General features: G+C 65.6%; 11 protein-coding genes. 7 read left to right on the top strand and 4 right to left on the bottom strand.

All coding sequences use genetic code 11. The annotated features are described in order from the left end of the window. Positions 1–13 precede the first annotated feature (13 nt). Together D0T21_RS05850 and D0T21_RS05845 are read left to right on the top strand one after the other, a co-directional pair. A complete protein-coding gene (locus D0T21_RS05850; protein ID WP_116989108.1) occupies positions 14–400 on the top strand; it encodes a DUF1987 domain-containing protein in 387 nt (128 codons plus the stop codon). Then, positions 400–1,185 (top strand): GGDEF domain-containing protein, encoded by a 786-nt coding sequence (locus tag D0T21_RS05845; RefSeq protein ID WP_116989107.1) that lies wholly within the window; start codon positions 400–402, stop codon positions 1,183–1,185. Before D0T21_RS05850 ends, D0T21_RS05845 begins: the two co-directional genes overlap by 1 nt. 10 nt (positions 1,186–1,195) lie before the next feature. Here D0T21_RS05845 and D0T21_RS05840 read toward each other — a convergent pair whose 3' ends face one another. After that, a complete protein-coding gene (locus D0T21_RS05840) occupies positions 1,196–2,164 on the bottom strand; it encodes a 2-hydroxyacid dehydrogenase (RefSeq protein WP_116989106.1) in 969 nt (322 codons plus the stop codon). Between the two features lie 113 nt (positions 2,165–2,277). Here D0T21_RS05840 and D0T21_RS05835 point away from each other — a divergent pair, with 113 nt between their 5' ends. Continuing rightward, positions 2,278–7,308, top strand: coding sequence for a response regulator (locus tag D0T21_RS05835; RefSeq protein WP_116989105.1), 5,031 nt, complete (start codon positions 2,278–2,280; stop codon positions 7,306–7,308). Between the two features lie 118 nt (positions 7,309–7,426). Beyond that, positions 7,427–7,681: an NHLP-related RiPP peptide gene (locus D0T21_RS05830; protein ID WP_116989104.1), complete on the top strand. Its 255-nt coding sequence runs from the start codon at positions 7,427–7,429 to the stop codon at positions 7,679–7,681. An 18-nt stretch (positions 7,682–7,699) separates the two neighbouring features. Here the strand turns inward: D0T21_RS05830 and D0T21_RS05825 are convergent, their stop codons facing one another. After that, positions 7,700–8,839, bottom strand: coding sequence for a putative peptide maturation dehydrogenase (locus D0T21_RS05825; protein ID WP_116989103.1), 1,140 nt, complete (start codon positions 8,837–8,839; stop codon positions 7,700–7,702). Positions 8,840–8,858: 19 nt separating this feature from the next. Next, on the bottom strand, positions 8,859–9,449 hold the full coding sequence (locus tag D0T21_RS05820) for a 2'-5' RNA ligase family protein (protein WP_116989102.1): 591 nt from the start codon (positions 9,447–9,449) through the stop codon (positions 8,859–8,861). A 79-nt stretch (positions 9,450–9,528) separates the two neighbouring features. On the opposite strand from D0T21_RS05820, the gene D0T21_RS05815 reads away from it, so the two are divergent. Both D0T21_RS05815 and D0T21_RS05810 read left to right on the top strand, forming a co-directional pair. Beyond that, positions 9,529–9,909, top strand: a complete 381-nt coding sequence (locus tag D0T21_RS05815) for a BlaI/MecI/CopY family transcriptional regulator (RefSeq protein ID WP_116989101.1) — start codon at positions 9,529–9,531, stop codon at positions 9,907–9,909. Then, positions 9,896–11,107, top strand: coding sequence for a M56 family metallopeptidase (locus D0T21_RS05810; protein ID WP_116989100.1), 1,212 nt, complete (start codon positions 9,896–9,898; stop codon positions 11,105–11,107). Before D0T21_RS05815 ends, D0T21_RS05810 begins: the two co-directional genes overlap by 14 nt. Before the next feature lie 44 nt (positions 11,108–11,151). Here D0T21_RS05810 and D0T21_RS05805 read toward each other — a convergent pair whose 3' ends face one another. Further along, positions 11,152–11,937 (bottom strand): PEP-CTERM sorting domain-containing protein, encoded by a 786-nt coding sequence (locus tag D0T21_RS05805; RefSeq protein ID WP_147328029.1) that lies wholly within the window; start codon positions 11,935–11,937, stop codon positions 11,152–11,154. Positions 11,938–12,223: 286 nt separating this feature from the next. Here D0T21_RS05805 and D0T21_RS05800 point away from each other — a divergent pair, with 286 nt between their 5' ends. After that, a complete protein-coding gene (locus D0T21_RS05800) occupies positions 12,224–13,126 on the top strand; it encodes a DUF3667 domain-containing protein (protein WP_116989098.1) in 903 nt (300 codons plus the stop codon). Positions 13,127–13,141: the final 15 nt, after the last annotated feature.

Genomic DNA, 13,141 nt, shown 5'->3' with positions numbered 1-13,141 from the left:
TACTGGAACAAATATGGAACCCCTCTTCATCAGCGCCTCGCCCACCTCGCCGGAAATCGACTTCCGCTTCGACCAGGACACCCTGTCGATCAAGGGCGAGTCCTATCCTGAAAACGCGGCAGCCTTCTACGGCCCGCTGATCGCGCGCGTGCAGGCCTACCTGGACGGCTGCGTCGACGCCAGCATCACCGTCAACGTCTCGCTGGCCTACTTCAACAGCTCCAGCACCAAGATGCTATTCTCCTTCTTCGATGCGCTGAACAAGGCCGCCATCGCCGGCAACCAGGTGCGCCTGAACTGGTACCACGACGAGGACGACGACACCATCCTAGAATTCGGCCAGGAGTTGCAGGACGATTTCGGCGCGCTGGATTTCCAAGACCACCCAGTGAGCAACTGATGATGACCATCCCTGGCCGCGAAGAAGCCGATCTGTTTGCGCTGGAAAGCGCGGCGCTGGCCAACGCCAGGGCGGCCCACGCCGATCCGCGCGCCGACGCCCGCGCGGCGCTGGCTGAAATGATCATCCACTACGAACGCCTGATGCGCGAGAGCCGGCGCCTGATACGCCGCAGCGACCGCGCGGAGCTGGACATGAACCAGATGAACCGCCAGCTGCACGAACTGGCGCAACAGCTGGAATACCGCGCCACCCACGATCCGCTGACCGGGGCGCTCAACCGCGCCGCCGTCATCGAGCAGGCCTCCGGTTGTCTTGACCGCGGCGACATGGCCTTGATCGTGCTCGATATCGACCACTTCAAATGGGTCAACGACGATTTCGGCCACCCGGCCGGCGACGCCGTGATCCAGACCGTGGTGCGTTGCCTGCAGGCGCTGCTTGGGCCGACGGTGGCGATAGGCCGCGTCGGCGGCGAGGAATTCTCGGTGGTGTGGCCGACCAGCGCCATCGACGAAGCCATGCGCGTGGCCGCCAGCATCTGCGACGCCATCGCCGACCAGGTGTTCGCCGCGCCGATCGACCGCCAGATCACGGCCAGCGTCGGCGTCAGCTGGAACCGCGCAGGCACCAGCTTCGAAACCGCCTACAGCCACGCCGACGAAGCGCTCTACGCCGCCAAGCGCGCCGGCCGCAATTGCGTCAAGCTGCATACGCTGCTGCCACCGCCTCCATCGGCCACGCCGCCGGCCGCCGAAGATGTCGCGGCACCCTGCCACTCCTGAAGCAATTTGATCAGGCCACTGGGGTCAACAGCGGCCGGCCGCCGAAGTGGGCCAGCAGGTTGTCCAGCACCAGCTGGCCCATCGCGTGGCGGGTCTCCACGGTCAGGCTTCCCACGTGCGGCGTCAATACCACGTTCTCCAGCTCGCGCAGCGCCGACGGCACATGCGGCTCGTTGTCGAACACGTCCAGCGCCGCCATGCCCAGCGCGCCCTCGCGCAGCGCGGCGACCAGCGCCTCCTGGTCCACCAGCGAACCGCGCGCGACGTTGATCAGCGTACCCTCCGACCCCAGCGCCGCCAGCACCGCCGCATCCACCGCATGCCGCGTGGCCGCACCGCCCGGCGCGCACACCACCAGATAGTCGCTGACTCGCGCCAGCTCCAGCAGCGAGGCGCAGCGCTTGACCGCCACGCCGTCCACCGGGCGCGGTTGGAAATAGCGCGTGCGCATCCCGAACGCCGCCGCCCGCGTCGCCACCGCCTGGCCGATGCGGCCGAAACCGAACACCCCGCACACCTTGCCCCGCAGCGCGCGCGTCGGCGCCAGCGGCATGCCGCGCTCCCAGGCGCCGCTGCGCACATGCCGATCCAGCGCCGGCAGCCGGCGCGCCGCCGACAGCAGCAGCGTCAATGCCAGATCCGCCACATCCTCGGTCAGCACACCCGGAGTATTGGTGACAAAAATGCCACGCGCGCGCGTCGCATCCAGCGCCACCGCGTCGACGCCGATGCCGTTGACGGCGACGATCTCCAGCCGTGGCAACTGCTCCAGCAGCGCCGGCCCGATGCCAATCGCCCCCGTCGTCAGCACCCCGCGTATGCGCCCCGCCACACCCGCCAGCCATTCCGGCTGGGCCTCGCACGGCTGGCGCCACAGGTGGTGGCAGTGGAACGCATGCTCCAGCTGCGCCATCACGGCCGCCGACGGACTGGCCGCCAGCACCAGTATTTCCGGTTTTATATTGGTTTCATGGTCCATGTGGTCATTGTAGCGACTGTGCACACGGCGGCGCAGGTTTCCCTGGGCTTGGCATGGACTTTCTGTCGGCATTTCCGTATGCTGGAAGCTACCTTCCAGGAGCGCGCCCCGATTTGAACGTCCACGCCCTCACCCCGCTCGCCTGTCTGGCCGCCCGCCGCTGGCTGTGCGCGGCGCTGGCCGCTTGCATGATGCTGTGCGGCGGCGCCGTCGCCGGCCCTGAGCGCTGGGACCAACTGGCCACACCGCTGTTCGACCATCTCGGCCTGGAACAAGGCTTGCCCCATCCGATCGGCATGGCGCTGGCGCAGGACGGCGACGGCTATATCTGGGTCGGCACTCAAGCCGGCCTGGCGCGCTGGGACGGCTATCACATGCGTAGCTTCCACCACGACAGCGCCGCTGTGATGTCGCTGCCCGGCGACTTTATCCAGGTGCTGCACGTCGATGTGCGCGGCCGCCTGTGGGTGGGCACCGCCGCCGGCGGCCTCACCATGTTCGACCAGCGCCGCGAACAATTCATCCGCCCCGTCGAAGAACTGAGCAAAGGCCAGATCAACGCCATCGCCAGCGACGCCAGGGGCAACCTGTGGATAGGCACCTCGGCGGGGCTGAAGTACTACGACACCATCGAACGCACGCTGCGCCGCTACACCCACGAGGAGCATCCCGGCCTGGCGGACAACCAGGTCCGCTCCCTGCTGATGGACCGCGCCGGCACGCTGTGGATAGGCACGGGCAGCGGCCTGTCCCGGCTCAAGGAAGGCGGCGCCATCACCCAGGTCGCCGTCAACGGCGAGGGCCGCGGCGGCTGGAGCGACACCGTGCTGTCGCTGGGCGAGAACAGCCTCGGACAGATCGCCTTCGGCACCCTCAAAAGCGGCGTCGGCCTGGTCGACGCCGGGGCCGACCAGGGCCGCATCCTCAGCATCCCGGGGGTCAAGGAAATGCAGGGCAATATGGTGCTGGCGGTGATCGAGACCACGCCCGGCACCTGGTGGGCCAGCACCTACGGCGGCGGCCTGGTCGAGTACCGCAACGGCAAGGGCCACCGCATCCTGCACCAGCCGGCGGTCGCGCTTAGTCTCAGCAGCGACCGCACTGCCGCCCTGCTGCGCGACCGCAGCGGCATGATCTGGGTGACCACCGAACGCGGTGTCGACATGTTCGATCCGCACAACGAAAGCGTCGATTCGGTGTTCGGCGCGGAGGGCGCGCCGGAAGCGGCCGTCAGCTCCCTGATGACCGACAGCCAGCACCAGGTCTGGATCGCGTTGGCCGACCAGGGCATCGACATCGTGCGCCCGGACGGCGCGCGCCGCGCCGCGCTGCGCCCCGATCCCGCCCATCCCGACACCGCGCTGCCCAACCGCATGGTCTTGTCCATGGCAGAAGCCGACGCCGGCGACGCCTGGATCGGCACCCAGCTGGGCCTCTACCGCACCCACGGGCAAGCGCGCAGCGTGCGCCGCGTGCCGCTGCCGCAGCCCAGTCCCTATCCGCGCATCGGCACCATCCTGCGCCAAAAGGGCGAACTGTGGCTGGGCACCTTCGAAGGTCTGCTGCGCTACGATCCGTCGGCCGGCACCGTGCGGCGCTACGTGCAAGGCACGGCCGATGCCGGCGGCCTGACCGACAACCGCATTCACGCGGTGATCGCCGACGCCGACGGCGCGCTGTGGGTCGGCACCCGCAATGGCTTGAACCGGCTGGACCCGGAAAGCGGCAAGGTTGAACAGATCCGCGCCGACCCCGCCCAGCCGAACGCCTTGTCCGAAGCCGTTATCAGCACGCTGGTGCTGGACACGCGCGGCCGCCTGTGGGTGGGCACCTACGGCGGCGGCATCTGCGTCATGACCGGGCGCGATGCGCAAGGCGCGCCGCAGTTCGAGCGGATCGGCACCATGGCGGGGCTGGCCACCGGCACCATCATGTCCTTGCAGTCCGATCCCGTCGGCCGGGTCTGGGCCGCCACCGCCGACAGCATCGCCGTGATCGATGCCGCCAGTCTCAAGGCGCGCGCGCTGACGCGCGCCGACGGCCTGGCCTTCCGCACCTTCTTCATCGGCGCCAGCGCGGTCACGCCGGAGCGCGACCTGGTGTTCGGCGCCACCACCGGCTTCGCGGTGGTCTATCCGGGGCGGCTGAACGACTGGGGCTACCGTCCGCCACTGGTCATCAGCGCGGTGCGCGTGGACCAGCATGTATTGACCCCGGACCGGCTGGCCGGCGCGCAGGGCCCGACGCTGACGCTCAAGCCGGAGAACCAGAACTTCGAAGTGGAACTGGCGGCGCTGGACTTCTCGGCGCCGCAGCGCAACCGCTACGCCTACCTGCTGGAAGGCTTCGACCAGCACTGGGTGGAGGTCGACGCCAGCCGCCGCATCGCCAGCTACAACCGCCTGCCGCCCGGCACCTACCGCCTGCGCCTGCGCGGCAGCAACCGCGACGGCCAGTGGACCGCCGACGAGCTGCAACTGCAGGTGGTGGTGCTGCCGGCCTGGCACCAGACCTGGTGGGCGTGGCTGGGATACTTCCTGGCCGCGTGCGCGCTGGCCTGGGCGCTGGTGCGCTGGCGCGTGCGCCAGCTGCACATCAAGGGCGAGACGCTGCAGGCGCTGGTCTACTCGCGCACCCAGCACCTGGAAAAACTCAACGCCATCGTCAAGTCGATCAACGAGCAGCTCGATTTCGACGCGCTGCTGCACACCATCCTGCATGAATCGACCGTCATCAAGGGCATCGACTCGGCGCTGGCGCTGGTGCGCGAAGCCGGCACCGAGACGCTGTCGCTGCGCGCGGCCTGGGGTCGCATCGACGCCGCGGCCGACACCTACAACATCGACCTGCGCCAGGCCGACCTGCGCTACGCGCCGGCCAACTGCATGATCGCGCAGGACATCTTCGAAGTCCACCACCAAGACTCGCTGCCCGGCGACGTCTGCGCGCTGCTGGCGGTGCGCGTGGTGATCGACGGCCAGGTGGAAGGCTACCTGGTGTTCGAGAACTACCAGTACCAGGCGGCCTTCGCCGCCAGCGATCTCGATCTGCTCAAGGCCTTGAAGGAACCGTTCGTATCGGCCTACCAGAAGGCGCGCGCGTTGCGGCTGCTGGAACAGGCGCGCGCCAACGCCGAAGCGGCCACCCGCGCCAAGAGCGATTTCCTGGCCAATATCAGCCACGAGATCCGCACGCCGATGAACGCCATCCTGGGCTTCGCCGGCCTGGGCACGCACCTCGACCTGCCGCCGCAGCCGCTCGACTACTTCCGCAAGATCGGCCGCGCCGGCCAGAGCCTGCTGGAGATCATCAACGACGTGCTGGATTTCTCCAAGATCGAATCGGGCAAGCTGGAACTGGAAGCCCTGCCCTTCGACCTGCCCGACACCCTCAGCCAGCTGGCCGACCTGTTCGCGTGGCGCGCCGCCGAGCGCGGGCTGGAGCTGGTGATCTGGGCCGCGCCGGACGTGCCGTCCAACCTGCTGGGCGACCCGCTGCGCCTGAGCCAGATCCTGGTCAACCTGGTCGGCAACGCGCTCAAATTCACCGCGCGCGGCCACATCGAGCTGCGCGTGGAACGCGATCATGCGGCGGCGCTGCCGGCAGGCGGCGCCGCCGACAACCACATCGCGCTGCGCTTCGTGGTCGAAGACAGCGGCCTCGGTATCAGCCAGGAGCAGCAGGCGCGCCTGTTCCAGGCCTTCGCCCAGGCCGACGCCAGCACCACGCGCCTGTACGGCGGCACCGGCCTGGGACTGGCGATCTCGCAGCAGCTGGTGCGCAAGATGGGCGGCGTGATCCAGGTCGACAGCGAGCCTGGCGTCGGCAGCAGCTTCAGTTTCACCGTGGCGCTGCAACCGGCCGCCGACCAGACGCCGCGCCAGGCGCCGCTGCCGCCGTCGGTGCAGGGCAAGCGGGTGCTGGTGGTGGACGACAGCGAAGCGGTACGCCACATGATGAAGGTCCAGTTGGCGAGCCTGGGCCTGAAGCCGCGCGCGGTGGCCTCGGGCACGGCGGCGGTGGCGGCGTTGCAGCTGGAGGACTACGACATCCTGATGATGGACGCCGACATGCCCGACCTGGACGGCATCGAGACGCTGCGCCTGATGGCCGAGGATGCGCAACTGGCGGCCGTGCCGGCGGTGCTGATGGTGACCGCCTACGCGCGCGAGCATGACCGCCAGACCGCCGAGCAAAGCCGCCTGATGCCCTTCCTCGACAAGCCGGCCAACCCTTACCTGCTGCGCAGCGCGGTGCTGGCGGCGCTGGGCCTGGAGAGCGGCCAGCCGGCCGCCAAGCTGGCGGCGCCGCCGTCGGTGGCGGTGCAGCGCATCCGCGGCGCGCACGTGCTGGTGGTGGACGACAACAGCATCAACCAGCAGGTGGCCAGCGAGATCCTGCAGCGCGCCGGCGTCAAGGTGGACCTGGCCGGCAGCGGCGAGGAGGCTGCGCGCATGACCGCCGCCGGCGACTACGACGCGGTGCTGATGGACATCCAGATGCCGGACATGGACGGCTACCAGGCCACCGCCCTGATCCGCGCCGACGAGGTCCATGGCAAGCTGCCGATCATCGCCATGACCGCGCACGCGGTGGCCGGCTACCGCGAACGCTGCCTGGCGATGGACATGAACGATTACGTCACCAAGCCAATCGACCCCGACACCTTGTACGCCGTGCTGGCGACCTGGGTCGAGCCGGACCTGAGCCGGCAGGACGCCGCCGAGCCGGCGCCGCCCGCCCATCCGGACTACACCGCCTCCGCCAACGCGCGGCGCGGCATCGACCTGGATGCGGCGATGGCACGGCTGGGCGGCCACGGCAGCTTGCTGTCACGGCTGCTTGGCCTGTTCGCCAAGGATTTTGGTGCGAGTTTGCAACAGATTCAAGATGCAATCCACCACGGAGACTTCCTGAAGGCGGCCGACCTGGTGCACAAGATACGCGGCGCCGCCGGTAATATCTCGGCAACAGAGTTGTTTGAAACGGCAGCCGCGCTGGAGGACAAGCTACGGGACGATCCCTCTGTGCTGACCGATGTGCTGCAGGCTTTCGCACAGTCGTTCGGGGTCGTGATGGAAAGTGCGCATCAAGACATGCTTGAGCAAGATGCAAGGACGGCCGACCTGGCCCAGACTACCTAGCAACTTGCGAGTTGCACAGAGTTTGCGGAAGTTGCTTGAGGTAACGCTTGCTATGGCCTACGATGAACTTGCGTTTCGACACGCGAGGTTTCCTTAAATCCACACGAAAGGTACTGACATGGCCACGCATTCCCCGCAAGATCTCGATCTGCTGCTGTCCAAATTGTCCGGCGACGACACGTTCCGCGCCAGCTTCCTGAACGACCCGCAACTGGCTCTGGGCACGCTGGGCATCAAGCTCGACGCCGACAAGATCCCAGCCTTGCGCAGCCTGCCGGCAAAGGATGTCTTCATCGCCAGCCGCCACGCCATCAAAGGCAAACTGGAAAACGCCGCCGGCGCGATTCCGTTCTTCCTGTCGGGCCAACGCTAAGCCACGACCCGTGATCGCTCACGGTTCGTAGCGCATTTCCACCGTATCCTGTGCGCCGGACGCCTGTCCGCAACCGCATACAGCGATCACCATATCCTTCAAGGGGTCGAGCCCAAATACCCGCTCGATGTCGATCTCGTTCACCGCCGCCGTCACAAAGGCCGGCATTCCCGCTTCCGTCGCCAGCAGATAGAACGTCTGCGACAGATGACCCGCGTCCAGCAGCAGCGCGCGGTAAGCCTTGGCGTGATTGCGGTACTTCCAGAAATTGCGCTCCACCCGCGCAGCCAGCACCACCATCATCGGCGCATCGACAAACCAATCCTGATCGGCCACCATGCGCATCGCCAGTTCCGCCGTCTGTGTGGTATCCATTGCCGCCAGCGGCTCCAGCGCGTGACGTACCGGATGATAGTGGTACAGGCCGGGCGCGACGCCTTCGATGCGGTGCGCCAGCACATAGGCCTCGACCGGATGCAGGCCGCCGGCCGATGGGCTGAGCTTTTTCAGCACGAAGGCGCCGGGCGCCATTTCACGTTCGCCCTGCGAGCCAAAGGCGCGCTGCAACAAGCGGGCGACGGTGGCGACAGGCAGCACGGCGGCGGGATCGAAATTGCGGCCGGTGTAGCGCTGGAACAGCGTGTCGTCGAGCCGTGCGCGGTCGGGATGGGGCAGCGCGATGGCCTCGCCCTCGGCGCAGCGCTCGATGACCGGACCGGGAGGCGTGCCGTACGAAACCACCAGCTCTTCAAAGCTGGGAAACTGCATGCCCTTGTCGACCCGCATGTCGCCCCAGCGGCTGAACGTATGCGCGACGGCCGACAGCGGCCGCCAGTTCTGCGAGCGCAGCACCTCGTCGCGTTCGCGGTAGCGGGGATCGTCGCCGATCAGCAGGCCGCACTCCAGCAGGCGGCCGATGACGGCGGCGCCGTATTTTTCTTCGCTGGTGTCGCGCTCCTGCCACAGCGTCAGGCCGATGCCGCCCAGCGCCGCCATCTCTTCCAGGGTGACTTCCACTTCCTCGCCCAGATGCGGCGCCAGCGCCATCCAGCGTATCGTCGCGCCGAGCGCGCCGTCGCCGGCGAACAGCGCCGTCCAGTCTATGTCCAAATCCTCGCGGGGTTCCAGGAACAATACGGCGCAGCGTCTGATCAGCATATGGGACTCACCTTGAAAGTTAGCCTTGCAAGCTCCAGCGGCCTAGTGCGGTGTATGGCAGGTTCTGGCCGATGTGACTGTGGACCAGCACCAACTCGCGCACCGTCCACTCGACGGGAGCGACGGCTTGCGGCGGCGCCGTCACATCATCGTACAGCAGTGTGACGTGCGGCGTATAGCTCGGCGGGTTGCCGGGCAGGCCAGCCTTGAGCAAGGCCGCCGCGAGACTTTTATACAGGGAGCCGAGGCCGGTCACGCCGTCGCCGCCGGTCAGCACGAATGGCCGGTTGCGCGAACGGTTGACGAAGGTCTGGGCGACGTCGAAGCTGACCGTGAAAGGCGCCGTTGCCGCAGCCACCGATGCGGCGGCCTGCCCTGCCCGCACCACCAGGCTGTCCGGCATGCCGGGAAAATCGCCCAGGTTGCACAGCGTGGCATGCAAGCGCGTATCGGCGATGGGCCGGCCGCGCATGGCGTGCGTGGCTTTCAGCTCGGCGGTCAGTGCATGGATGCGCGCGATGGCGCCAGCGTCCGGCAAGACCGCAAAGAAGATGCGGTCGGTAAGCTCGGGTTCGGGCTCAAAGCCCGACAGTAAGGTCTGTTGTGTCATGCGCTCCAGTTTAACGCTTGACAGCACCGATTACAACTGTAATCATTCCCGGCGATTACACTTGTAAACGAAAGAAACGATGAAAGCCATTCCACAGATCAGCGAAGCCGAATCGGTCGTCATGGAGGCCCTTTGGGCGCATAGCCCGCGCAGCGCGGAGGAAGTGGCCGCCGCCATCGGCGACGAGCGCGCCTGGCAGGAATCCACCGTCAAGACCCTGCTCAACCGGCTGCTGCGCAAGAACGCGGTCAAGGTGTTGAAGGATGGGCGGCGCTATCTTTACTCGGCGGCGATCACGCGCGAACAATGGCTGCACAGCGAGAGCAAGGGATTCCTGGATCGCCTGTTCGACGGCCGCGTGGCGCCGCTGGTGGCGCACTTCAGCCGTCACCGCAAGTTGAGCAAGGCGGATCTGGAAGAACTCAAGCGCCTGATCGGAGAGCTCGATGACGGCAATTGACATCGGCGAGCTGCTGCCCGTGCTGCTGCGCGCCACCGTTGCCTTGAGCGTGGCGGCCGTCGCAGTGATTGCGCTGCGCCTGCCGTTGCGCCGCGCCTTCGGCCCTGGCGTCGCCTACGCCGCCTGGATGGCCGTACCTTTGTGCGCGCTGGCCGCGTTGCTACCCGCAGCACCCACCGGCAGCGTGCTCGCGCTGCACGCGGCGCCCGCCGCTCAACCGCTGGCGGCCGCCATGCGCGGCCTGGCGCAGGCGCCGTCATCGGCGAGCGGCCTGACTCTGCTGGCCTGGCTGGCGGGCGCACTGTATTTCGCGGCGCGCCAGATGCGCCAGCAACGCGCCTACATGCGCAGCCAGGGCAAACTCACGCGGCGCGGCGACATCGCCTATTCAGATTCCCTTCATGCCGGCCCCGCGCTGGTCGGCCTGTGGCGTCCCATCATTGTCGTCCCGGCCGACTTCGACCGCCGCTACACATCGAGGGAGCGCGAGCTCATCGTGGCCCATGAACGTACCCACGCCAACCGCCACGACCCGCTGGCCAACGCCGCCAGCGCCGCACTGCGCTGCCTGAACTGGTTCAATCCCCTGGTCCACATCGCCGAACGGCTGATGCGCGCGGACCAGGAACTGGCCTGCGACGCCGAGGTCGTGCGCAGCCATCCGAACGCGCGTCGCAACTACGCCACCGCCATGCTGAAAACGCAGCTATCCGTGAGCGAAGCACCGCTCGCATGTCAATGGCAATCCACCCACCCTTTGAAGGAGAGAATCGTGAACCTGAACCGCACCACACCGTATGCTTTGCGTTTGACCGGCCGCTTCCTGATCGCCATCGCCATGGCCGGCGGCAGCTTGGCCACATGGGCGGCGCAGCAGACGCCCACTGGTCCGCTTTACGATGTCGCAGTCAAATTGGATATCGGCGGCGCCAGCTCCGCGCCGCACCTGCACACGCGCGCCGGCGAAACGGCCACGCTGCGCAGCGGTGACGGTGCACAGCAATGGGAAACCAAGCTCACGCTCAAGCCTGCCGATAACGGCAAGGTGTTCATCAGCAGCAGCGTGAAGCATAGCGGCAAAGAGGTCGGCAACCCGGGCTTGCTGGTGGCGCTGGGCGAGCCAGGCACGGTCAGGATCGAACTGGACGACAAGTCCCGATTGGAGATGCAGCTGACGGTCACGCAACTGGCGCAGTAGACCGTCAACCGCAGCCGGGCCCGCCTACAGGCCCGGCGTTGTATTTACTTGGCAGCCAGCTTGCGGCGACGTTTGCCGAATGCAGCCAGCAAGCTGATCCCACCGAGCATCATCGCCCATTGCTCAGGTTCCGGCACTGCGGCGACGCGGACAGTGAAGCTGCCCGAATAATCGTTGAGGCCGTTCGGGGTATTGCCGAACACATTGACCAGATCCGGAACAGCATTTGGCGCTGCCGGATTACGGTAATCAAACCAGGTGAAATTGCTCAGCGTGACCGTGGTCTTGCCGCTGCTGAAGGACAAGGAATTTGCGCCGGGAACTTCATCCGCATTGATGATGCCAAGTCCGCCATTGCCGTATGCCGCAGGCGTTGGGCTCACAGTGTTAAACGGCACAAAGGCCGAAATACCAGGAACATTCACGCCATTGAAAAACAGATTCAGGCCAGCCGAAGGCGTAGGCCAGTTGAAGCCGCCGCCATCGGCGCGGAAATAGTAAGTGTAAGTGCCGGGGCTGGACAGGTCCTGGTGAATGGAGGTGGCTGCACCGTTGCCGCTGTTGATAAACGAGCCGGCGTCGTTCTGCGCGGTGAGCAAATACAGATTGGCCGCGCCGTTGCCGCCGGTGGTATCCCAACCATTGCCTACATAGTTACCTGCGCTGTTAATGTCGTACACCGACGCACCGGTCAACGACAAGGTTTCTGCTGAAGCCGTGCTCATCAAAATTCCGCATACCGCTGCGGACGCGAGGACCGGCGCCAATCTGGCAAACGAAAACGCTGTCTTCAAAATAAGCTCCTGTTCATTGTGATGAAATAAAAACAACAGAATATCACAAACAGTGCAAATATGATAACTGCGACAGCCGCTCGATATTCAGCGCGCCATCGGACTAAATACAACACATCAATAATTGTTGCATTTTTCATCATCTGGCCGGTTATCATAACGCTTTGTCCCATTTTCGAATCGCTTAGCCTTGAACCCGCACCTTACCTCCGTCCTGCCTGGCGCAACTCATCCTCCGGTCCACGCACCTTCGCTCCATTGCAACAACTGTGGAGCCCAAGTCAGCGGCAAATTTTGCGCAGAGTGCGCCGAATCGACGACCGTGCATATTCCCGGCGCCGGTGAATTCCTGCACGAATTCATCGGCCATTTCCTGGCGCTCGAAGGAAAGTTGTGGACCACCCTGAAAATGCTGGTGCTCCGCCCCGGCCTGCTGACCGCGGAATTTTTACGTGGCAGGAGGGTTCCGTTCATCGAACCCTTGCGTCTGTACCTGACCATGAGCGTGGTGTTTTTCGCGCTGGTGAAGATCTGCGGCATCGTGCTGCCTCAACTGACGTTCGAGGAACGCGTGCTGGGCGCAAAGTATTCGAAAACGGTGCCGTCGCGTATCAAGGCCCACGAGTCGGATGTGCTCACCGTCTTCGTCGCAATGCGACCGGAAAAGGGACAAACAGTCGAATCGGCCAACAAGGAATTCCATGACAAGTTTTATGGACCGCTAGAGTGGATTAATCCACGCTGGTCGACAAATCTTCAGCAATTCATGAAGGAACCCGACGCTAAAAAAGCAGAGATGTTAAACAGCGGCTTCCTGGGCTACCTGCCGTCAATACTGATCGGCACCCTGCCTTTGTTCGCACTGTATTTGAAGCTGATTTACTTCGGTTCGCGCCGCCGTTACGGCGAGCATCTGGTGTTCGCCCTGCACGCCAATTCGTTTGCGTTCCTGATCGCCGCCCTGATGATCGCCATTCCCGGCACGGCCGCCTGGGTCTACCTGGCTGCCTCGAGTGGCGAGTATGCGCTGGCGTCGCCGTGGGACTGGTTGCAGGTCTTGCCGACCCTGACATTGTTTGCATATCTGCCGATCGCGATGCAGCGGGTGTACGGCGGACGGAAGCTGGCGACGCTGGTGCGTTGGATTTTCCTGATCAGTTTGCACCTGGCAGTGATCGCATGCGCAACGGTAGCCGCCGAAATGATCGCCATCATCGGCCATTGACGCTGCCAGCGCGGC

The sequence above is a fragment of the Duganella sp. BJB476 genome, from assembly GCF_003416895.1.
Classification (GTDB): Bacteria; Pseudomonadota; Gammaproteobacteria; order Burkholderiales; family Burkholderiaceae_D; genus Rugamonas.
This window is presented reverse-complemented; position numbering and strand designations above follow the sequence as displayed.